Annotated in this window: 17 protein-coding genes; 10 read left to right on the top strand and 7 right to left on the bottom strand. The window is 56.7% G+C overall.

Annotated elements, in window-relative coordinates:
• Nucleotides 1-46: 46 nt before the first annotated feature.
• The 4 genes from AAC621_RS01015 to AAC621_RS01000 form a co-directional block, all read right to left on the bottom strand.
• On the bottom strand, nucleotides 47-1228 hold the full coding sequence (locus AAC621_RS01015) for an ammonium transporter (protein ID WP_340251303.1): 1182 nt from the start codon (nucleotides 1226-1228) through the stop codon (nucleotides 47-49).
• A gap of 149 nt (nucleotides 1229-1377) precedes the next feature.
• On the bottom strand, nucleotides 1378-1857 hold the full coding sequence (locus tag AAC621_RS01010) for a CinA family protein (protein ID WP_340251301.1): 480 nt from the start codon (nucleotides 1855-1857) through the stop codon (nucleotides 1378-1380).
• Nucleotides 1845-2333: a phosphatidylglycerophosphatase A family protein gene (locus AAC621_RS01005; RefSeq protein WP_340251299.1), complete on the bottom strand. Its 489-nt coding sequence runs from the start codon at nucleotides 2331-2333 to the stop codon at nucleotides 1845-1847. The genes AAC621_RS01010 and AAC621_RS01005 overlap by 13 nt, the downstream gene beginning before the upstream one ends.
• Entirely contained in the window at nucleotides 2330-3529 is a 1200-nt protein-coding gene (locus tag AAC621_RS01000) for a bifunctional 2-C-methyl-D-erythritol 4-phosphate cytidylyltransferase/2-C-methyl-D-erythritol 2,4-cyclodiphosphate synthase (protein WP_340251296.1), read from the bottom strand. Before AAC621_RS01000 ends, AAC621_RS01005 begins: the two co-directional genes overlap by 4 nt.
• Nucleotides 3530-3721: 192 nt before the next feature.
• Here AAC621_RS01000 and dusB point away from each other — a divergent pair, with 192 nt between their 5' ends.
• The 9 genes from dusB to hflX all read left to right on the top strand — a co-directional run bounded on the left by dusB (nucleotide 3722) and on the right by hflX (nucleotide 15653).
• Entirely contained in the window at nucleotides 3722-4726 is a 1005-nt protein-coding gene (gene dusB / locus AAC621_RS00995; protein WP_340251292.1) for a tRNA dihydrouridine synthase DusB, read from the top strand.
• Complete coding sequence (locus AAC621_RS00990; protein WP_340251290.1) at nucleotides 4723-5790, top strand: two-component system sensor histidine kinase NtrB; 1068 nt, start codon at nucleotides 4723-4725, stop codon at nucleotides 5788-5790. The genes dusB and AAC621_RS00990 overlap by 4 nt, the downstream gene beginning before the upstream one ends.
• Nucleotides 5791-5805: 15 nt before the next feature.
• On the top strand, nucleotides 5806-7200 hold the full coding sequence (locus AAC621_RS00985; RefSeq protein ID WP_340251288.1) for a response regulator: 1395 nt from the start codon (nucleotides 5806-5808) through the stop codon (nucleotides 7198-7200).
• A gap of 21 nt (nucleotides 7201-7221) precedes the next feature.
• On the top strand, nucleotides 7222-9549 hold the full coding sequence (locus AAC621_RS00980) for a sensor histidine kinase NtrY-like (protein ID WP_340251286.1): 2328 nt from the start codon (nucleotides 7222-7224) through the stop codon (nucleotides 9547-9549).
• Between the two features lie 13 nt (nucleotides 9550-9562).
• Nucleotides 9563-10951 (top strand): nitrogen assimilation response regulator NtrX, encoded by a 1389-nt coding sequence (ntrX, locus tag AAC621_RS00975; protein ID WP_340251284.1) that lies wholly within the window; start codon nucleotides 9563-9565, stop codon nucleotides 10949-10951.
• 108 nt (nucleotides 10952-11059) lie between these two features.
• Nucleotides 11060-12436 carry a Trk system potassium transporter TrkA gene (gene trkA / locus AAC621_RS00970; RefSeq protein ID WP_340251282.1) on the top strand — a complete coding sequence of 459 codons (1377 nt, stop codon included), beginning with the start codon at nucleotides 11060-11062 and terminating at the stop codon, nucleotides 12434-12436.
• A 47-nt stretch (nucleotides 12437-12483) separates the two neighbouring features.
• Nucleotides 12484-13992, top strand: a complete 1509-nt coding sequence (locus tag AAC621_RS00965) for a TrkH family potassium uptake protein (RefSeq protein ID WP_340251280.1) — start codon at nucleotides 12484-12486, stop codon at nucleotides 13990-13992.
• A 132-nt stretch (nucleotides 13993-14124) separates the two neighbouring features.
• The gene (gene hfq, locus AAC621_RS00960; protein ID WP_340251278.1) at nucleotides 14125-14358 is read left to right on the top strand and encodes an RNA chaperone Hfq; all 234 of its coding nucleotides are present in this window, start codon (nucleotides 14125-14127) and stop codon (nucleotides 14356-14358) included.
• Between the two features lie 44 nt (nucleotides 14359-14402).
• Entirely contained in the window at nucleotides 14403-15653 is a 1251-nt protein-coding gene (gene hflX, locus AAC621_RS00955; protein ID WP_340256236.1) for a GTPase HflX, read from the top strand.
• Here the strand turns inward: hflX and AAC621_RS00950 are convergent.
• From AAC621_RS00950 to hemB, 3 genes are all read right to left on the bottom strand, one after another.
• The gene (locus AAC621_RS00950) at nucleotides 15650-18124 is read right to left on the bottom strand and encodes a penicillin acylase family protein (RefSeq protein ID WP_340251275.1); all 2475 of its coding nucleotides are present in this window, start codon (nucleotides 18122-18124) and stop codon (nucleotides 15650-15652) included. The genes hflX and AAC621_RS00950 overlap by 4 nt on opposite strands.
• An 11-nt stretch (nucleotides 18125-18135) precedes the next feature.
• Complete coding sequence (locus AAC621_RS00945) at nucleotides 18136-18723, bottom strand: lipid-binding SYLF domain-containing protein (RefSeq protein WP_340251273.1); 588 nt, start codon at nucleotides 18721-18723, stop codon at nucleotides 18136-18138.
• A 114-nt stretch (nucleotides 18724-18837) separates the two neighbouring features.
• Nucleotides 18838-19836 (bottom strand): porphobilinogen synthase, encoded by a 999-nt coding sequence (hemB, locus tag AAC621_RS00940; RefSeq protein WP_340256233.1) that lies wholly within the window; start codon nucleotides 19834-19836, stop codon nucleotides 18838-18840.
• A gap of 119 nt (nucleotides 19837-19955) precedes the next feature.
• Between hemB and AAC621_RS00935 the strand changes: the two genes are divergently transcribed.
• Nucleotides 19956-20477, top strand: a complete 522-nt coding sequence (locus tag AAC621_RS00935) for a hypothetical protein (protein ID WP_340251271.1) — start codon at nucleotides 19956-19958, stop codon at nucleotides 20475-20477.
• Nucleotides 20478-20484 lie beyond the last annotated feature (7 nt).

Below are 20484 nucleotides of genomic sequence, written 5' to 3'. Positions count from 1 at the left end.
AGCGGGCCTGACAGCCCGCTTTTATGTCGTCAGGTAAACCCCTGATTTAGCTGCTCATATCATAGGCGCGTTCGCCATGGACGCTGAGATCAAGGCCATTAACTTCGGTCTCTGCATCCACGCGCAGCGGCGTGATCATGCCAACCAGTTTTACAAGGGCCACGGTCAAGACGATGGTGTACGCGCCCACCACCGCCAAGGCACCAAGCTGCGCCACCCATGCACCCTGTCCAAAGACGGCGATCATGATGGTGCCGAAAATCCCGCCCACACCATGCACAGCGAAGACATCCAATGTGTCGTCAATCTTGACCTTGTTGCGGATCAAATTCACCGCCTCTTGGCAAAGAACGCCAGCAATTGTCCCGATGATCAGCGCCGCCACAGGCCCAACAAAGCCAGAGGCAGGGGTGATGGAGGCCAAACCTGCAATCGTGCCCGTGACGACACCCACAAGCGAGGTCTTGCCGTATTTCACGCGCTCCCAGAGCCCCCAGCTGAGCGAGGCTGCTGCGGCAGAAATATGCGTCACCGTCAGCGCCATTGCCGCGCCGCCATCCGCCGCTAGCTGACTGCCGCCGTTAAAGCCGAACCAACCCACCCACAGCATCGCGGCCCCGATCATCACAAAGCCCGGATTATGGGGGGGCGTGGTTTGATTTTTCCGTGCGCCCAAGAAAATTGCGATCACCAAAGCCGCAAGGCCTGCGGTTTCATGCACGACAATCCCGCCCGCGAAATCGCGCACGCCTGCCTCGCCAAAGATGCCACCATCCGACATCATGCCGCCGCCCCAGATCCAATGCACGACAGGCGCATAAACGATCAGCATCCAAAGCGCAGAAAACAAAAGCACAAAGCCAAATCCAACACGTTCCACATAGGCGCCCACAATTAAGGCGGGCGTGATAATGGCAAAGGTCATTTGGAACGCAAAAAACAGGATTTCCGGCAGGCTGCCAGACAGGCTATCTGCGGTGACCCCGTTGAGAAATGCCTTGTCCAATCCGCCCCAAAATCCTGAGGTGCCAGATCCAAAGGCGATGGAGTAGCCAAAAGCGAGCCATAAAATCGACATCAAACAGGCGATTGCGTAGCAATGCATAAACACGCTAAGCACGTTACGCGCACGCACCAACCCCCCATAGAATAGCGCCAAGCCTGGCAAGGTCATGAATAGAACCAACGCTGTGGCGACTATGATCCACGCTGTATCGGCAGCATTCATTGCATCGTCCCTTCTTTTTTCATTTGCCCGCCTCAAAGCGGGATTCATCTGACGAAAAAAGAGGCAAGCTGTGAAATGGGCGATGAAATCTTGGTCAATCTTCAAATTGGCGCGAAATTAATGCGGAAATTGCACGCTGTGATTAAATTTTAATCGTTTTGCGAAATGGCGTGGTGCAGCAGGCGCAAGGCGTAATCGCGCGCGGCGATGCGCACATTCGCGCGTCCAAGCGCACCAAAATCCACTTGCTCAAGCGCCACACCCGCAGGGCTTGAAAGGCCAAAGCAAACGCGGCCCTCAGGTTTATGCGCGCTGCCCCCTGGCCCGGCGATGCCTGTAATCGACACGGCCATATCGACCCCCGCACGGGTTTTGGCCCCAAGGGCCATTTCACGCGCCACCTCGTTTGAAACCGCGCCAAACGCCGCAAGCGTCTCAGGCGAGACACCGAGAAGGTCAATTTTGGCCTCATTGGAATAGGTGACAAAGCCGCGCTCAAATACGGCGCTTGATCCAGCAATATCGGTAAGCGCGGCACTGACCATCCCGCCCGTGCAGCTTTCGGCAGTGGCGATGCGTAGCCCCTTGTCGCGGGCCGTCTGGATGATATCCGCGCTTAAATCAGCCATAGATGTGCAATAGCGGCCAGAATTGCGACCACAAGCGCGGCAAGCCAGCCTGCAATCACATCATCCATCATCACCCAAACCCCGCCGCGCTTTGCATCTGCCCAAGCCACGGGGGCGGGTTTCCATATGTCGAAAAGACGAAACGCGATAAAGGCCGTCAGAATGCCTGGCCACAGCGCCAAGATAGAGATATCCGCGAAGATCGCCCCATAAGAGACGGGCCAAAGCGCGATCCATTGCCCTGCAACCTCGTCAATCACGAATTCCGAAGGGTCATCTTCGGCGCCATTGCGGATTTCTATTTCAATGGCCCATGATCCAAGGGCAAAGACGGCGATTGTCGCCGTGGCAAGCAGCCAAAACCCGCCCAATTCATGCAAGGCCCATGCAAGCGGCAGCGCGGCCAAGCTGCCCCATGTGCCAGGGGCAGGGCGCAGGCGACCCACGCCAAAAACAGTTGCAATCCAATATGTCATGGTTTCACCAATGTGACTGTGGCCATCGCGGCGATCCCTTCCTTGCGGCCTGTAAAACCCAGTTTCTCGGTTGTTGTGGCTTTGACCGATACGCGATCTTGGTCGATACTCAGCAATTCTGCCAAACGCGCACGCATCGCGGTTGAGACGGGCCCGATCTTTGGGGCCTCGCACATGAAGGTCAGATCAACATTACTGATCCCATAGCCACGCGATGCTGCCAGTTTGACAGCATGAATGAGGAAAATGTCGCTTGGCGCGCCTTTCCATTGCGGGTCGGATGGCGGGAAATGGGTGCCAATATCCCCTTCGGCCAAGGCCCCGTAAATCGCATCTGTTACAGTGTGCAACCCAACATCCGCGTCCGAATGCCCTTTGAGGGCGCGATCATGTGGAATTTTCACCCCGCAGAGGATCACGTGATCCCCCGCGCAAAAGGCATGAACATCAAAGCCATTACCAATCCGAATATCCATTGCGCCGTTTGCCCCTATGACATGGCCCGCGCGGATAAAATCCGCCGCTGTGGTCAGTTTAAAATTTTGTTCATCCCCCGCAACCACCTTAATTTTCACGCCATGCGCAAGGGCAATGGCGACATCATCCGCGGCGTCTTCGCCTGCGGCGGCATAGGCCTGTGAAATGGTGGAATAATGAAAGGCTTGTGGCGTTTGTGCGCGAAACAACCCATCTCGAGATTGAATTTGTGAAACGTGGCCTTCGGCCGCGCGCCACAGGGCATCGGTCATGGGCAGGGCAGGTGCGGCAGCAAAACAGCCGGGTTCGCGCAGCGCGGCAATCACATCTTGCACGATGCGGGCCGCCACAAAGGGGCGCGCGGCATCATGGATCAAGACTTGGGCTGTTTTATCATTCACAGCGGCCAAACCCGCCTGCACCGAGGCGCTGCGCGTGGCCCCGCCGAGGGCGAATGTAAGTCGCGCGGCATCCGCGCCAAGCGCCTCACGGGCGAGCGCCTCATCATCGGGGTGAATAACCACGATGGTTTGCGCGAAATCCGCAGCATCCCAGAGCGCCCGAACGGCGCGGCGCAAAACGGGGACGCCCCCCAAACTGTGATATTGTTTGGGCAAACCGCTGCCTGCGCGCGTGCCCCGACCCGCGGCCACAACCAGCGCCACGATCGGTGCAGCCGTCAAAGAGTGTGCGGTGTGGGATGGGCCAGATTTATCCATGGATCAGGTGATAGGGGCTAAGCCTATGACGCACAATACGGATCAGCGTCCTGCACATTTTTTGGTCGTGGTGATTAAATATTGTGCATTTGTGTAAATTGCCCCAGTATAAGGTCGCGTTTCTTTTGATCTCCCGCCCCAAAGCAGATTAGGCCAAACCCATCTGCACAAAGAATAGGCAGCGCAGCGCACATGCCCATCCAACTTGGCGATATCACCCTTGACCCGCCCGTCTTTCTGGCCCCGATGGCGGGGATCACCGATTTGCCGTATCGCAAATTGGTTGCGTCTTTCGGGGCGGGGTTGGTCGTCTCAGAGATGGTTGCAAGCCAAGATATGGTCAATGTTAAGCCCGCCGCCCGCGCGAAGGCCGAGCTTGGGTTCGGCATTGCGGCCTCGGCCGTTCAATTGGTTGGCCGCGATCCCCACTGGATGGGGGAGGCCGCCCGCATGGCAGAGGCCGAAGGGACAAGAATCATTGATATCAATATGGGCTGCCCTGCGAAAAAGGTCACATCTGGCTCAGGTGCAGGGGCCTGTGGGGCGGCTTTGCTGCGCGATCTGTCTCATGCCCGCGCCGTGCTTGAGGCGGTGACATGTGCAGTTAATGTTCCCGTCACCCTTAAGATGCGCCTTGGTTGGGATGATGCCTGCGAAAACGCACCACAGGTCGCCCGTATGGCCCAAGATTTGGGGATTGCCATGCTAACCGTGCATGGCCGCACACGCGCACAGTTATATAAAGGCCATGCAAATTGGCAGGCCATTCGCGCCTTTCGTGAGGTGGTTGATATTCCGCTGATTGCCAATGGCGATATCGTGGATGCGCGAAGCGCCACGCGGGCGATGGCGCAATCAGGGGCAAATGGCGTCATGGTGGGGCGCGGTGCGCAAGGGCGGCCTTGGGTGCTACGCGATATCGCGGCGGGTCTATCGGGCCAGACGCGCGCTAATACCCCCAAAGGTGCGGCTCTTTTTCAGATAATCGCGCGCCATTACGAGGATATGCTGTCCTTTTACGGCAAAACACTGGGGGCAAAGGTCGCCCGCAAGCATCTGGGTTGGTATCTGGATGCGGCTGGTGTTGGGGATGCACCACGCCGTGCCGTGTTGACCACAGATGACCCCGAACAGGTGTTGCGCCTGCTGCGCGCGGCGCTAACCGATGGACACGCACAAACGGGCTGCGCCGCATGAGCCCTGTCACATCCGACATGATCTGGTCATCCTTGCCGATCCCCGGGCTGATTATTGACGGGGGCGATTTGATCCTATCGGTCAATCCTGCGGCTGAGACATTTCTGAACGCATCCGAACGCAGTTTGAAAGGCAACCCTGTCTGGGATCGCGTCTTTGTGGATGCCCCGATGGAGGAGGCTTTGGCCCGCGTGCGTCAAGGTCAATCCGCGCTTTTTGTGGGCGGTGTGGATGTTGGCACAGGATCCAAAAAACCAGTATCTTGTGACGTGCAGCTTGCCCCTGTGAGCGAGGGGGGCGATCAGGTGATGATGCTGCTTGAAAGCCGCGAATTGGCGGGGCGGCTTGATCGGGGCTTGGTCAGTAAATCCGCCGCGCGGTCAGCCATTGGTATGGCCGAGATGCTGGCCCATGAGATCAAAAACCCGCTTGCGGGTATCACGGGTGCGGCGCAGTTGATTTCGATGAATGCCAGCGGCGAAGACCGTGAGCTGACCGATCTCATTGTAGAGGAAACGCGGCGTATCGTAAAACTGCTGGAGCAGGTCGAAGAATTCGGAAATCTGCGCCCGCCTGAATGTAAGGCGGTTAATATCCACGACATTCTTGATCGCGCGCGCAAATCTGCGGCGGTGGGGTTTGCTGCGCATATGCGCATTTTGGATCAATATGACCCGTCTTTGCCGCCGACTTGGGTGGACTCGGATCAGATTTTGCAGGTGTTCTTGAACCTTTTGAGAAACGCCGCCGAAGCGGGCCGTGAAGGGGGCACAATCACCATCCGCAGTTTTTACGAGGCGGGCTTGCGATTGCGCAAACGCGATGGCAGCGCCGCATCTATGCCCCTGCAGGTCGAGATCATTGACGATGGCCCAGGCATTGCGCCCGAGCGTCAAAGCGAAATTTTTGAACCCTTTGTATCGGGGCGCGAAAATGGCACGGGGCTTGGCCTTGCCTTGGTTTCTAAAATCATTTCCGACCACGATGGCTGGATTGCGCTGGACAGCGCGCCGGGCCGAACTGTGTTTCGGATATCTTTGCCAATCGCGCCGCGCGGCGTGTGAGTAGGAGTTGAGACGATGGATGGCACCGTTCTGGTTGCAGATGATGACCGCACAATCCGCACTGTATTGACGCAAGCGTTGACGCGGGCGGGGTGCAAGGTTCACGCAACGTCTAGCTTGATGACGCTGATGCGATGGGTCGAAGAAGGCAAGGGCGATCTGGTGATCTCTGATGTGGTCATGCCCGATGGCAATGGCCTTGAGACATTGCCGAAGATCACGGAAACGCGCCCCGGCCTGCCGGTGATCATCATATCGGCCCAAAATACCATCATGACGGCGATCCAAGCCACCGAAAAAGATGCCTATGATTATTTGCCGAAACCCTTTGACTTGCCAGATTTGATGAAACGCGCGGCCCGCGCGCTGGATCAAAAGCGGCGGGCGGCTGTTGCGCCGCCTGCGCGGGATGGTGGCGCCGATGGTGAGGCGCGCGCCACTGTCGCGCAACATGATCTGCCGCTTGTGGGACGCACGGCTGCGATGCAGGCGCTCTATCGATTGGTTGCGCGGGTGATGAACACCGATCTGCCCGTTCTGATTTCTGGCGAAAGCGGCACGGGCAAAAGCCTGATTGCGCGGGCGATCCATGATTTCTCAGACCGCCGCACGCTGCCTTTTGTTGTGGCAAGCGCCGATGATCTTGAGGGGGTCGATGGCCCCTCCACGCTGCTTGCGCGGGCCAAGGGCGGCTCGATCCTCTTTGATGAGGTGTCTGATCTCAGCGATGAGGCGCAGGCCCGTATCGTGCGTCTGCTTGACACGATGCGTGACAATGATGCCCGTGTAATGGCCACAAGCCAGCGCGATCTGTCCGAAAAAATGGATGCAGGCGATTTTCGCCAAGATTTATTCTACCGCCTTGGGGGCGTGTCGATTTCTGTGCCCTCCTTGCGCGAAAGGGTGGATGATATTGCGCTTTTGGCAGAGCATTTCTTGATCCGCGCTGAACGCGATGGCATGCCCTTGCGCCGCTTGTCCGATGATGCGGTTGAATTGATGCGCGCCTATTCATGGCCGGGAAATGTGCGGCAATTGGAGAACACCATTCGCCGTTTGGTGGTCACAGGGCAGGGCGAAGAAATCGCGCGTGCCGAATTGCAAATTGTGCTTGGCAATCAGCCCGCGATGGAGCCATTAACGGGCGGCGGCGATGGGGATCGTTTATCCGCCTCTGTGGCCAAGCATTTGCGGCGTTATTTTGATCTCCATGGCGGTGTTTTGCCGCCCCCTGGCTTGCACGCACGAATCCTGCGCGAAGTTGAAACGCCCCTTTTGGAAATCGCGCTTGATGCCACGGGCGGCAATCAGGCGAAATGCGCCGATTTGCTCGGGATCAATCGAAATACCCTCAGAAAGAAAGTCTCTGATCTCGATATCCGCGTGACACGGCGGCGCAAATTGATGTAAACCCGCCACAGGGCGTGACATATGGGCGACATATGGCGCGCGTCAGGCGAAATTCGTGGCCGCTTTTGCGGGCCGCGTAAAAGACAGGCGGGGCAGGTGGCAAAGCCATCAAATGATAAGGCGATATCGGCTTGGCGCCGATTGATCCTGTTACAAAGCACCAAACGCTTGCGCAATGCGGGCACATTGGGGCTTGTAACGCTCGGGCCTGTATTGGCACTTTTGACCTTTTTGGTGCTTGGCCCGCTTGGCGATTTAGCCTCTTCGCCTGCCTTGCGCCTGATCTTGTTGGCGGATTTGGTCTACATTCTTGTAATTGCCGCGCTCGTAGCGCGCCAAGTGGTGCGGATGATCGCAGCACGGCGCAGCCGCTCGCAAGGATCGCGATTGCATATGCGCCTGACAGGTGTCTTTGCGATTGTTGCACTTTTGCCGACCATTTTGGTCGCGGTCTTTGCAACCATTACTTTGAACATGGGACTTGAAGGATGGTTTTCGACCCGCGTTTCAGGCGCGCTTGGCAATTCGGTGGATGCGGCCATTGCTTATCAACAAGAACATCGCACGGATTTAGACGAGGATGTGCGCGCCCTTGCGGCCTTTTTGGACAATGCCGCCCGCAATGACGGGGCTGCCACCGATGGCGACCTTCGCCGCCTTTTGGGGCAAGGGCAGGGCCTTATCCAACGTGGTCTGCGTGAGGCTTATGTGATCAGTGCAACAGGCGAAATTCGCGCGCGCGGGGAGCGCTCGTATTTATTTGATTATGATCAACCCAGTGACCCTGATCTTATCCGTGCGGCTGAGGGTGAGGTGGTGTTGATCGAAGATCGCGCCCAAAACGAGTTTCGCGCCCTGCTGAAGCTCTCGCAATATCTTGAACGCTATCTCTATGTCAGCCGTGAGGTGGACGGGCAGATTATGTCACTGCTTGATGAAACCCAACAAACTGTGCAGCTTTACAGACAATTGGAAAATGAGCGCGGGCGCGTGTTATTCGAATTTGGCCTGCTCTATATTGGCTTTGCGCTGATTGTGATCATGGCGGCCATTTGGTTGGGGCTGTGGTTTGCCGAACGTCTGTCGCGTCCTGTGGGGCGTTTGGCCGCCGCCGCCGAACGGATCGGTGAAGGTGATCTTGAGGCGCGCGTGCCTGAGGAAAAAAGCGGCGATGAAATCGCAACGCTTGGCCGCGTGTTTAACCAGATGACCTTGCAACTGAAGGCGCAGCGCGATCGCTTGGTTGAACAAAATGATAGAACCGAGGGGCAAAGACGCCTCTTTGATAGTGTGCTTGGGTCGGTTACGGCTGGCGTGATTGGTGTCACAGCAGAGGGCGATGTTGAGTTTATCAACCGCTCTGCGCAGCGGCTTTTGAGCCTGTCTGAAGATGAATTGCACCATCACGGTGCCTTGGCGGCGCTTGTGCCTGAATTTGCTGATCTGCCCTCGCGCTTGCGGGAACGGGGCAGCGATACGTTGCAAGAGGAATTGCGCCTCACCCGTAATGGGGCGCAAGAGACGCTTTTGGTGCGCATCGCGGTGCGGGGACGCAGTGATGGCGCGATTGAGGGATATGTGGTTGCGTTTGATGATGTCAGCGATTTGGTCGCGGCACAGCGCATGGCCGCATGGGGCGATGTCGCGCGGCGCATTGCACATGAGATCAAAAATCCACTCACCCCTATTCGTTTGTCAGCGGAACGTGCGGCCCGAAAATTTACTAAGATTTTGCCCGAAGAAGACGGTCAAAGCCTGAAAGAGTTGACCGATGTGATCGTGCGCCAGACCAATGATCTGGCCCATATTGTGGATGAGTTCTCGCGCTTTGCGCGTATGCCTGAACCAAGCCGCCGCCGTGAGGATATCGCCAAACTGTTGGAGGGGGTTGTGACCCTTCAACGCGCAGGTCAGCCTGAGGTTGAGATCACCCTCACAAAGCCCGAAGGCGAGATTTGGGCCGAGATTGACGCAACCATGATTGGGCAAGCGTTTACCAATTTGATCAAAAACGCGGGCGAGGCTATCGAAACATATCGCGAGAAACATCCACAAACGCCCCATCACGGCGAGGTTCGTGTGGCTTTGGCGATTGAAACTGGTGCCGCGCAGCCCGTGCTAAAAATCACAATCAGCGACAATGGAATTGGCCTGCCCGAAGACCGCGCGCGCCTCTTCGAACCCTACGTCACCACCCGTGAAAAGGGGACGGGGCTTGGCCTGCCAATTGTGAAAAAAATAATCGAAGAACATGGCGCAAGCCTAGAATTGAGAGATGCGCCGCCATTTGGGGATGGCGCGCATCAAGGAGCGCAGGCGGTGATCCACCTGCCGTTAATGATTGGCTAAATGAGGGGTATTCATGGCTGATATACTTGTTGTCGATGATGAGCGTGATATTCGCGAATTGGTTTGCGACATTCTGCAGGATGAGGGGTTTTCCACGCGCATGGCGGGAAATTCCGATGAATGCATGGCGCAATTGCAGCAAGAGCTGCCCGCGCTGATCATCCTCGATATTTGGCTGAAAGACAGCCATATGGATGGGATTGATATCCTCAAAACGGTCAAGCGCGATATGCCTGAAGTGCCCGTGGTCATCATTTCTGGTCATGGCAATATCGAAATCGCGGTGGCTGCGATTAAACAGGGGGCTTATGATTTCATTGAAAAGCCCTTTAACATTGATCAGCTATTGGTGGTCATTCGCCGCGCTATGGAAACGTCCAAACTGCGCCGCGAGAATTCGGCACTGAAACGTGGCGAGACGCGGGTTGGCGAAATGCTCGGGCAATCTGCCACCTTTCGCAATCTCAAATCACAATTGGATAAGGTCACGAAATCCAATGGTCGCGTGATGCTGACAGGCCCTGCAGGCAGCGGCAAGGAGATGGCCGCGCGCTATATTCATGCGCATTCCAACCGTTCGGACGGGCCTTTTGTCACTGTGGCCTGTGCCGCGATTGCACCTGATCAGATGGAGGTGGTGCTATTTGGCCGCGAAAGCCCTGAACGCGGGGTTGAGCAGGGGTTACTTGAGCAGGCAAATGGTGGTGTTTTGCTGCTTGATGAAGTTGCGGATATGCCCCTTGGCACGCAGTCGAAAATCTTGCGAGTTTTGGTTGATCAGGCCTTTACCCGCGTTGGCGGTGCTTCAAAGGTGCATGTGGATTTGCGGGTGATTTCCTCGACCACAAAACATCTGCCAAACGAAATTTCCGAAGGTCGCTTCCGCGAGGAGCTGTATCATCGCCTCAATGTTGTGCCGATTGAGGTGCCAAGCCTTGAAGCTCGCAGCGAAGATATTCCCGTCTTGGCTGAATATTTCATCGAGATGTTCCACCGCGAGCAAGGTCTGGCTTTGCGCAAAATTGCCGATGATGCGATGGCAACTTTGCAAACCATGCGCTGGCCAGGCAATGTGCGCCAATTGCGCAACTTGATCGAGCGCGTCTTGATCTTGGGCGAAGGGACAGGCCCGATCAGCTTGGATGATCTTCCTATGAGCGATGAAGGAAAATCAGGCACCAGTGAGGCCAGCCTCTCACCGGGTTTGACCATGCTGCCCTTGCGAGAGGCGCGTGAATTGTTCGAACGGCAATATCTGATGGCCCAGATCAACCGCTTTGGCGGCAATATCAGCCGAACTGCGGGCTTTGTCGGGATGGAGCGCAGCGCGCTGCACCGCAAGCTGAAATCGCTCGGCGTGGTGACATCTGGCAAGACACAAGCAGGCGAAGAGGTGGAGTAAGCCACGATTATGCGGGTGGGTATTGGCAATTGACCCCGTGCTGGGTTTCTGCCAATCCTAATCCTCTTGAAGGCGCACTGAACGTTATCGCGTAAGGATACGGGAAAGATGAAAGTCATCATTTGTGGCGCGGGCCAAGTGGGTTGGCAAATTGCGCGACACCTTTCAGGCGAAAGCAACGATGTAACGGTGGTGGATAATAACCCCGAATTGGTGCGCCGTGCGACCGATACGCTGGATGTGCAGGGCCTCACGGGGTTCGCCAGCCACCCCGATGTGCTAGAGCGCGCAGGCGCGCGCGATGCTGATATGGTTATCGCAGCTACCTATTCTGACGAGGTGAACATGGTCACCTGTCAAGTGGCGCACTCGGTCTTTGGGGTTCCGCGCAAAATCGCGCGATTGCGCGCGCAATCCTACCTAAAGGCGGATTATTCCGATCTCTATCGTAGGGATCACCTGCCCATTGATGTTGTAATTTCCCCCGAACGCGAGGTGGCCGAGGCCGCATTGCGCCGCTTGTCACAACCCGCAAGTTTTGAGTCCGAGGTATACCTCAGCGGTAAAGTGCAGCTGCTTGGCATTCAGCTTGAGGATGACAGCCCCGTCTTGGAAACCCCGTTGCGCCAGTTGACGGAATTGTTCTCGACCTTGCGCGCGATGGTCGTTGGGGTGCGCCGTGACGGCACCCTCTTCGCCCCCGAACCTCGCGATCAGCTTTTTGCAGGGGATCAGATTTACGTCTTCACCCATACGGATGATGCGGCGCGAACCCTTGAGATTTTTGGCAAAACGCAATCGCGCCAAGAGCGTGTTGTGATCATTGGCGGGGGCAATGTGGGTCTTGCTGTCGCGCGCAAATTGGAAAGTGCTGCACATCGTCCCCGCGTGCGTCTGATTGAGGCCAATCGCGCCCGCGCTGAACGGGCGGCAGATGCGTTGGAACGCTCCATCGTGCTTTATGGCGATGGCATGGATATAGAAATCCTGCGCGAGGCGGGGATTGATAAATCAGACGCCGTTCTTTGCGTCACAGATGACGATAAAACCAACCTTCTCGCCTCTGTGCGCGCCAAGGCCGAAGGGGCAGGGATGGCGATTGCGCTTGTGAATGATCCTACTATGGTGCCGATGATGGGGCCATTGGACATTGATGCCTATGTCAACCCGCGTGCAACCACAGTGTCGAGCATCCTGCGCCATATCCGCCATGGCCGTGTGCAAGGGGTCTATTCAATTGGCGATGCTGAGGCCGAGATCATCGAGGCCGAAGTGATGTCAACCTCGCCGCTTGCGGGTAAGCAAATCCGCGATATCGAATTCCCCGAGGGCGTTTTGGTTGGGGCGCTGCTGAAAGCGGGGGATGTGGTCCGCCCTGCAGGCTCGACCCGTTTGGATGAGGGCGATATTATCGTGATGTTCGCCTTGTCGAAAGATGTGCCTGCGGTCGAGGCCCTGTTGCAAGTCTCGGTCGATTTCTTCTAAGCAGCCGCCGCTGCGGCCCGCCCGTCTAGTCAGCCCGTGAAGTCAGTATGAGCATTGGTCAAAGCATCGCTAAACTGCCGCTTTTCGTGATCCTCATCGGGATTTCGGCAGGGGCGATGTTATTGCCCTCAATCGTGGCTTTGGGGCAAGACGATATGCCAACAAGCCGCGTCTTCTTTTACAGCGCGATTTTATTCTTCATCTTGGCAATGCTTCTTGGGTTTGTAACCACCAGTTCTGCGCGGGTGCAAACGGGGTGGACACAGTTGATCACCTTGCTTTTGGCCTATCTGCTTTTGCCGCTGATCTTGGCCTTTCCCATGGATGCCTCCATGAAGGATGCCCGATTTTTCACCTGCTATGTCGATATGGTTTCGAGCCTAACTACGACAGGCGCCAGTTTCTTTAATGCAGAACGCCTCAGCGACCCGTTGGTGATGTGGCGCGCGACTGTGGCGTGGTTTGGCGGTTTCTTAATCTGGCTCTCTGCGATTGCGATTTTGGCACCGCTGAATTTGGGCGGCTATGAGGTGACATCCGAGGCGCAGGTGCAGGGGCTTCAGACCCGATCAGCAGGGCAGATGCGCGCGGCTACGCCAGAGCAGCGCCTTGTCAAACACGCACGCCGCTTGGCCCCGACCTATATCGCCTTGACGATTATCTTGTGGGTTTTGCTGATGATCACAGGGTCGGAAAGCTTGTCCGCGCTGATCCATGCAATGTCAACCTTGTCCACATCGGGGATCAGTTTGAATGGTCAAATCGGCTCTGTTGGGGCCGAGACGATGGTTTTGATCTTTTTTATCTTCGCCCTGTCACGCCGCAGCTTTACCCATGCGTTGAACCGCGAATACCCGCGCCGCATGTTAAAAGATCGCGAAGTGCGTTTGGCCTTAGCCGCGATTGTGATCGTGCCTGCGCTGTTGTTCCTGCGCCATTGGTTTGGTGCCGTTGAGACGGAAACAGCGCGGTTTTCAGATGCGGTAGCATCCCTATGGGGGGGCATATTCACCGTGGCCTCTTTCCTGACCACAACGGGCTTTGTCAGCCAAGGCTGGGATGCTGCAAGCCAATGGTCTGGCATTGATGCGCCGGGCATGGTGTTGATCGGTCTGGCCCTGATGGGGGGTGGGGTTGCGACCACGGCGGGCGGGGTGAAGTTGCTGCGGGTTTACGCGCTCTATAAGCACGGGTTGCGAGAGGTCGAGAAACTGATCCACCCGCATTCGGTCGCGGGTGCAGGCCGCTTGGGGCGGCGTATCCGCCGTGAGGGGGCCTATATCGCATGGGTGTTTTTCATGCTTTTGACCCTCTCCATGGCGTTGTTCATGTGTCTTTTGGCGGCCACGGGCCTCGATTTTGAGACAGCCATGATTTTGACCATCTCTGCGCTCACCACCACAGGGCCTTTGGCCGCTGTTGGGGGGGGGACGGCGATCAGCTTTACGGGTCTGAATGACCTTGCCAAAATGTTATTGGCCTTTGCGATGATTGTGGGGCGGATGGAGACATTGGTGCTGGTCGCATTGATCTCGCCCGGGTTCTGGCGCGGTTAATATATATTTTTTCACGTTTTATTTTGGCAGTTTGAAATCGGGGTTTAATTTTCCCAAAATTATCTTCATACTTCACGCAATCTGTAAGTGTTTGGAGCCAACCAAACAGAACAACGATAAGGCGAAACTAAAATGGCCGACACGAAAACAAACTTGCAGGAGTCTTTCCTGAACCATGTGCGCAAGGCAAAAGTGCCTGTGACAATTTTCTTGATTAACGGGGTGAAGCTGCAAGGCGTCGTCACTTGGTTTGATAATTTCTGCGTGCTTCTGCGCCGCGATGGCCAGTCGCAGCTTGTCTATAAGCATGCGATCTCCACGATTATGCCCGCGCAACCAATCAGTCTCTATGAAGGCGAAGAGTGACGCCAAATAAAGGCCGTGATGAAGGTCTGACCAAGGGCCCGGATATGCGTGCCTTTGTTCTCCACCCTGACATCCTGAGCGATGAAAACCGTCCCGAATCCACCGCGGCCCTTGAGGAGGCGGTGTCACTTGCCATGGCGTTGCCTGAACTTGAGGTGGCCCTGTCTCAGGTGGTGCGTCTGCCTGCGGCCAAGCCGGGGCGTTTGTTTGGCACGGGCAAATTGGCGGAGTTGAAAGATCAGATCAAAGACCACAATGTGGGGCTTGTCTTGATCAATGGCGCTGTTACGCCCGTGCAGCAGCGCAATTTGGAAAAGGATTGGGGGGTCAAGCTGCTGGATCGCACAGGCCTGATCCTTGAGATTTTTGCAGCCCGCGCCGCCACCCGCGAGGGGGTGTTGCAGGTCGACTTGGCGGCCCTGTCCTATCAGCGCACCCGCCTTGTGCGCGCATGGACGCATCTTGAACGTCAGCGCGGTGGTTTGGGGTTCGTGGGCGGCCCAGGAGAAACCCAGATTGAGGCAGACCGCCGTGCCATTGACGCGCAAATGGTGCGCCTGAAGCGGCAATTGGAAAAGGTGGTCAAAACCCGATCTTTGCATCGCGCGGCGCGCGCCAAAGTGCCTTATCCCGTTGTGGCCTTGGTGGGATATACCAATGCGGGGAAATCTACGCTGTTCAATCGCGCAACCGGTGCGGATGTTTTGGCTCAAGATATGCTTTTTGCCACGCTTGATCCGACCATGCGCGCCATTCATTTGGCTGATGGGTCAGAGGTGATCTTGTCCGATACGGTTGGCTTTATCTCGGATTTGCCGACCCAATTGGTGGCGGCCTTTCGTGCCACCTTGGAGGAGGTTTTGGACGCGGATCTTATCTTGCATGTGCGCGACATTTCCCATCCACAAGCCGAGGAACAGGCCGCCGAAGTGCATTTGATCCTTGATCAATTGGGGGTGTCCAAAGATGTGCCGCAGATCGAAGTGTGGAATAAGATCGACCGACTTGGCCCTGAGGCGCAGGACAGCTTGCGCGTGTTAGCCGCGCGGCGCGCTGATGTTGTCGCAATGTCTGCATTGACTGGCGAGCGGGTAGATCACCTGCACCGCATGATCGCCGCGCAACTGGCCCCGCCAAAGATCACCGAAACCCTGCATTTGCCCCATTCCGCAGGCCGCGCGCGCGCATGGCTGTTTGAGCAGGGCGTGGTGCGCGAAGAGCGGGTTGATGATCAGGGCCAACATTTCACAGTCGAATGGACTGCCACCCAAAGCGCGCGGTTTTCAAAACTTTAGCGCGGGATCAAGGTTGTGATCCCAAGGTTTCCTGCCCGTGCAAGGGTTGGGTCAAGGCTCATGGGAAGGTATTCGCCGCGCCGCCACAGTTCAGATAAGTCGTCATAATGACGGCTCAACGGGTGGCCCGATTGGCCCGTGGAAATGACAAAGACACTGCTGTCGAGATCGGCAAAGTCATACACCCCGCGATAGCCTGCCGCGTGACGATTTTCATAGGGCGCATCCCCCTCCCATGAAATAGCCCCGCGCATCAGGCTATGCGGCCCGCCCGATGTGGATTGGCGGATATTCACAATCCACGAAAAAAGATCGGTTTGGCCCAAGACGGGGTGACGATGCACCGCCTCATGTGCCGCGCCCCACCGCCAACTGTCCAAATTCGCACCATATGTCTCGCGCAATTCAAGCAAGGCGTCGTCAAGCGCGGCCTCTGCGATTTCGGGGCAGGTCTCAACGTGCGATGTCGTTCGCAGATCACACCAAACTGCTGCGCCATCGATGTTACGGAACACGCGCTCGATAAAAATTGGCTCAACCGCGTAAAATTGATCGGCCAAGGGGCCGATATCGTCACTGATGAGCCGCTGTTGTAGCGCGCGCATCCACGCGATGTAGATCAAGGGCTCGGGCATATGCTCGTTCATATTGCCGTCCCAGTCCGCCAAACGCTCCAAGGCGCGGGCGCGCATCCGCTCCGGCGTGCCTTCGGGGGCGGTTGTGCTTGTGAACCACAACTCCGCCCCAACCAAAGGTAGAATATTCACAGCCGCAGCAGAGACGGGATCAAGCTGCGCCTCGATGAAACTATCGCGGGTATGCACCTCGCGCATTTGCATCAGTCGCTGCCAGCGCAATACGCGCTGCGTATCGCCCCAATTATAGCTCAAATGATCTGGAAAGGCGCGGTCTATCGTTTTGTTATTGGTGTTGCCAACAATGCCGCCCTCTGGGTTCACAAAGCTTGGATTGGCTTCAGCGGGCATCATGCCGCGCCATCGGTTCTGGTCAAGCCATCCTTGCGCAGGGATGCGCCCTTGACCAATCATCTCGGAATTGCGGCGGGGTTGGCGGCCAATGACCTGCAGCGCAATATTGCCCGCACTATCGGCCAATGTCAGGTTTTGCGAAGGCGCGATGTGACCGCGCGTGGCGCGAATGGCTGCATCCACGGATTGCGCACGCATCAAGGCAAGCCCCGCTTGCAAACTTGTATTGCGGGGGTTGAGCGCCGTCCATGCCAAAGCCATGACATGGTTTTCAGGCGTGACCGTTCCCAAATCCCAATGGGTCGCAGGGATGACAGGGCCATTTCGGCTGTTGCGCAGAGTGATGGTTACAGGTGCACTATCTGCGACTTGAATGATTTCTTGGCGCGTCTCAAAGAGGATAAACTCCGCCCCCGCGCGGTAAAGCGTGGGATCGTTTGGATCAAGTTCTTCAACGAAGAGATCCATATCATCGATATAGGCCGAAGTCATGCCCCATGCCAAACGATCAGACCGCCCAACGGCCACGATGGGCATACCAGGAATGGTCGCCCCAATCACCCCACCTGAGGCCAGTTCAAGCCGCGCCAGATACCAAATCGATGGGGCGCTTAAACCCAAATGGGGATCATTGGCCAGAAGGGTCGCGCCGCTTGTCGCGCGAAACGGGGCTGCGGCCCATGCGTTGGACGCCCCCGCAAGGCCGCGGGGCGCCACATGATAGAGCGGGTCCTCGATGCGCGGCGTGGTTGTGATTTCGGCAAAATCACTGGGATCTGCGTTGAATAGGATTGCATATTCCGGCAGCGCCGCAATGCCCGCACCCGGAGCATCGGGCAGCAAATCACGAATGCGTTCAGGGCGATCTAGGGCCAAAATCGCGCGGGCTCGTAAGACATCGCTTTGCGCTTGGTCACTCAAGGTGAGGGCCATCAACATTGAGATGGCGATACTGTCTTGCGGCCGCCATGGGGCGATATCGGGCTCGAACAAGAACAATTCGGGCGCACCACGCCCTAAGGCCTCGCGCGCGATTTGATCCAACCACCCATTAACCCCTGCGGCATAGGCCTCGAGATCGTTGCGGGCGGCGGCCGAGTAATTGGCATAGGATGCTTCTGCATAGGCGTCAAAATCAAGGCGGCGCATGAGGTCATCGCTGCGCAGGCTGCGGTCTCCGAATATTTCAGAAAGGCGGCCTTGTGCCGTGCGGCGCAAAACCAACATCTGCCACAGCCTGTCTTGCGCATGCGCAACACCAAGGCCGTAGAACACATCTTGGTCGGTCGTCCCAAAAATATGCGGGATTGCCCCTTGGGCGCGCACAATCTCGGCGCCGTTTTCCAAGCCCGCCATGCGCCATGTGGCGTTATACTGGGGCAGGGATCGCGCGGCAAACCAATAGGCAATCGTGGTTGCAACCACGACCACAAAGATCACCACTGAGGTGATCCGCACAAACCAACGCAGCAGCGACCCCATTGCCCTGTCAGTTACGGGATGATGCGCGAGTAGCGCGTGCCTTCAAGCGTGGCGCCCGCAATCAGCCCCGCCTGACCAAACACCACCGCAATCACGGGATTTGTCAGGGTGTTGCTGTCGATGCCCAAAGACGCACCGCTTGCGTTAAAGGCATAGCGCACATCGGCACCAACCACCCAACCCGGCGAGCCACGGAACAAGCTGAGCGCCTCTTCGGTCATGAAAAACAGCGCATGCGCATATTGCTGCGCGCCGATCTGAAATCCGAAAGATCCGCTGATTGCGTTGTAATAATCAACCGTTGCGCCATTGATACGCAATGCGCCGCGCCCATAAGATGCGCCAAAGCCAAAGCCAGCCTCGGTGACCAATGGCATGATCAGAACACCCGCCGCGTTATAGGCCAGTTCTTCTGTTCCTGGAACTTCTTGGAACATGAATTCCTGCGCGCTGTCTACGCGTGCATCCAGACGCTGCGAGGCTTGTGAATTCACCCCATTGCCGCAGGCCGCCAAGAGCGGCACCGCTGTCCCACCAAGCACAAAATTGCGGCGGGTCAGAATTTGGGGCAAATGAGATTGTTTTGTTTCACTGCTCATATGTGACCTCATTCCCTGTAATGTCTCTGCCCATCTTTTACGGGGTTGCGCGCGATTTGTCATGACCAAAGCGGCGCGATTTGATCAAATGACGCAGGTTTGATGTGTTTTTGCCTAGCCCTGTAGGATCGCCGCAACCCGTGGGGCGAAATAGGTCAGCACACCATCACAGCCTGCGCGGCGGAAACACATCAGGCTTTCAAGCATGACTTTTTCGCCGTCAATCCACCCGTTCGCCGCGGCGGCCTCGATCATCGCGTATTCGCCTGAGACCTGATAGGCATAGGTCGGCGCGCCGAAGCGGTCTTTGACCGCGCGCGCAATGTCGAGATAGGGTTGGCCTGGTTTCACCATAACCATATCCGCCCCTTCCATCAAATCGCGCTCAACGCAGGCCAAGGCCTCGTTGCGATTGGCGGGATCAATTTGATAGGTCTTTTTATCGCCTTCCAGCGCACCAGACGCGCCCACCGCATCACGAAACGGCCCGTAATAGCTTGAGGCGAATTTGGCAGCATAGGATATAATCGTCACATTGCGGTGGTTTGCCCCTTCAAGCGCGCTGCGAATGGCGCGGATGCGGCCATCCATCATATCCGATGGCCCCAAGATATCTGCGCCAGCCTCGGCCTGCGCCAATGCCATTTTCACCAATGCCTCAACGGTTTCGTCATTGATGATTTCACCATCGCGCACATAGCCGTCATGCCCGTTGATATTATAAGGGTCGAGGGCAATATCGGTCATGACCGCAATATTGTGGGCGTTCTTTTTAATCGCGGCAATCGCGCGATTGGTCAGGTTTTTAGGGTTCCACGCCTCGGCGCAGTCCTCGGTTTTCAGCGCGGGATCCGTATAGGGGAACAGGCAGATCGCGGGAATGCCAAGCGCCTCGGCCTCCTGCGCGGCTTTGACCACCAGATCAAGCGACAAACGATTGACCCCAGGCATGGAGGCGACAGGTTCGCAAACCCCTTCGCCATCGCGCAAAAACACGGGCCAAATGAGATCATTGACGCTTAATTCCACCTCGCGGGTCAGATTGCGCAAAGCGGCGCTCGCGCGGGTGCGGCGATGACGGGCGAGGGGAAACGGGGCTTGGGTCACGCTGATCTCCTTGATCCTATCTGCCTCAAATTTCTGACAGGTCACAGGAGATTTCTCAAGGCTAGAAAAGGCCATAATTGCCGCGTAGAAGGGAGTGGGGTGCGAAAAATGGGCCCAGAAAATCAGTGCAGTTTCTCGATCATATCATCACGGTTTTGGATTTCTCCGCTTTTGAGGCGGTGTGGTATTGGGTGTTGTTTGCGCTTTTGTGGTCACATTGGACACAAACCACGCTTGGTGTGCCCTTTGCTATGATTCGCCGTGCCGAATTGGGGGATGAAACCGCGCGAAGCGATGCGCTGCAATTGGCCGAGATCACCGCGCGTGATTTACGCAGCCTCAATGCACAGCTTGGGCCAGTCTTGGTGACGCTTTTAGAGCTGATCTTGGGGTTTCTGGCTGCGCTTGGCTTTTATTATGACAGCCCCTTGGCGCAGTCGGTGTTCTTTCTTGTGATGCCCGCCGTGGGTGTCGGCTATTTGCGCACTCGTTTGGCACAGGCTTGGCCACAGATCTCACCACAGGATCAGATCCGCGCATTGATGCGCCATCGCCGCCGTTTGCAAGTCCTTGGCAGTGTGTTGATTTTTTTCACGGCGATTTGGGGCGTGTTTTTCCTTCAACGTGTCCCACAATCACCGCTTTGATCTTGAC

Origin of the sequence: Roseobacter sp. HKCC-CH-9208 (assembly GCF_037805125.1) — a bacterium.
GTDB lineage: Bacteria > Pseudomonadota > Alphaproteobacteria > Rhodobacterales > Rhodobacteraceae > M30B80.
This window is presented reverse-complemented; position numbering and strand designations above follow the sequence as displayed.

Bases quoted from the DNA above. Each gene is read 5' to 3' on its own strand.
- AAC621_RS01015 (WP_340251303.1), bottom strand. From the start codon at position 1,228: ATGAATGCTGCCGATACAGCGTGGATCATAGTCGCCACAGCGTTGGTT.
- AAC621_RS01010 (WP_340251301.1), bottom strand. From the start codon at position 1,857: ATGGCTGATTTAAGCGCGGATATCATCCAGACGGCCCGCGACAAGGGG.
- AAC621_RS01005 (WP_340251299.1), bottom strand. From the start codon at position 2,333: ATGACATATTGGATTGCAACTGTTTTTGGCGTGGGTCGCCTGCGCCCT.
- AAC621_RS01000 (WP_340251296.1), bottom strand. From the start codon at position 3,529: ATGGATAAATCTGGCCCATCCCACACCGCACACTCTTTGACGGCTGCA.
- dusB (WP_340251292.1), top strand. From the start codon at position 3,722: ATGCCCATCCAACTTGGCGATATCACCCTTGACCCGCCCGTCTTTCTG.
- AAC621_RS00990 (WP_340251290.1), top strand. From the start codon at position 4,723: ATGAGCCCTGTCACATCCGACATGATCTGGTCATCCTTGCCGATCCCC.
- AAC621_RS00985 (WP_340251288.1), top strand. From the start codon at position 5,806: ATGGATGGCACCGTTCTGGTTGCAGATGATGACCGCACAATCCGCACT.
- AAC621_RS00980 (WP_340251286.1), top strand. From the start codon at position 7,222: ATGGGCGACATATGGCGCGCGTCAGGCGAAATTCGTGGCCGCTTTTGC.
- ntrX (WP_340251284.1), top strand. From the start codon at position 9,563: ATGGCTGATATACTTGTTGTCGATGATGAGCGTGATATTCGCGAATTG.
- trkA (WP_340251282.1), top strand. From the start codon at position 11,060: ATGAAAGTCATCATTTGTGGCGCGGGCCAAGTGGGTTGGCAAATTGCG.
- AAC621_RS00965 (WP_340251280.1), top strand. From the start codon at position 12,484: ATGAGCATTGGTCAAAGCATCGCTAAACTGCCGCTTTTCGTGATCCTC.
- hfq (WP_340251278.1), top strand. From the start codon at position 14,125: ATGGCCGACACGAAAACAAACTTGCAGGAGTCTTTCCTGAACCATGTG.
- hflX (WP_340256236.1), top strand. From the start codon at position 14,403: ATGCGTGCCTTTGTTCTCCACCCTGACATCCTGAGCGATGAAAACCGT.
- AAC621_RS00950 (WP_340251275.1), bottom strand. From the start codon at position 18,124: ATGGGGTCGCTGCTGCGTTGGTTTGTGCGGATCACCTCAGTGGTGATC.
- AAC621_RS00945 (WP_340251273.1), bottom strand. From the start codon at position 18,723: ATGAGCAGTGAAACAAAACAATCTCATTTGCCCCAAATTCTGACCCGC.